Genomic DNA, 857 nt, shown 5'->3' with positions numbered 1-857 from the left:
GATCGGTCCGTTTTGTGAAATCGTTCTTCACTCTCTGGAAGACTTAAATACCTCTGCAATCAAAATCGCCAATGGCGAAAACACCGGCCGCCAAGTAGGTTCGCCTATTACTGACTTAGCGCTAAAAATGCTGAAAGACATTGAAGGCTCTGAGCGTAATTTCTCACGTTCTTACTTCACACGTGCCAAAGGCGGCGTACTAATGAAGTCAATCACTGTTGCGATCCGCAACGGTGAAAATCGCGTAATTGGTTTGCTGTGTATCAACGTCAACCTTGATGCGCCATTTTCGCAAGTGTTGCAATCTTTCATGCCAACGCAAGAAGCGAAAGAAGCCGCTTCATCGGTGAACTTCGCGAGTGACGTAGAAGAGCTGGTGGACCAAACCGTTGAACGCACGATTGAAGAAATCAATGCGGATAAATCGGTATCGAACAACACTAAGAATCGTCAGATCGTGATGGAGTTGTACGACAAAGGCATCTTCGACATCAAAGATGCCATCAACCGTGTTGCCGATCGTCTTAACATTTCAAAACACACCGTGTACTTATACATTCGTCAACGTAAAACCGAGGACGAATAAGCGTGGGTGGATTAACTTACACGCTGGTGGTAAATGGCTCTGTTTACGGCAGCCAATCGGCACGCAGCGCATATCAATTCGCACAAGCAGTCATTGAACAAGGGCATACTCTGGTGAGTGTGTTCTTTTATCAAGATGGTGTGATCAACGGTACAGCGTTAAGTGTGCCAGCTAATGATGAGTTTGATTTGACTAAAGCATGGCAAGGTCTCGCTAAAGAACATGATGTGCGTTTGGAAACGTGTGTCGCTGCAGCGCTGCGTCGTGGCAT

2 protein-coding genes are annotated in these 857 nt (G+C 46.4%); both read left to right on the top strand.

All coding sequences use genetic code 11. From position 1 onward, the window contains the following. On the top strand, window positions 1-586 hold a 586-nt coding region (locus R7040_RS25480; RefSeq protein ID WP_318097428.1), incomplete at its 5' end, for a transcriptional regulator. Between the two features lie 2 nt (window positions 587-588). Next, on the top strand, window positions 589-857 hold a 269-nt coding region (gene tusD / locus R7040_RS25475; protein ID WP_318097427.1), incomplete at its 3' end, for a sulfurtransferase complex subunit TusD.

Source organism: Vibrio sp. 1069, from assembly GCF_033340555.1.
Note: the sequence above shows the minus strand (reverse complement) of the source record. Positions and strands in the feature narration are given on the sequence as shown.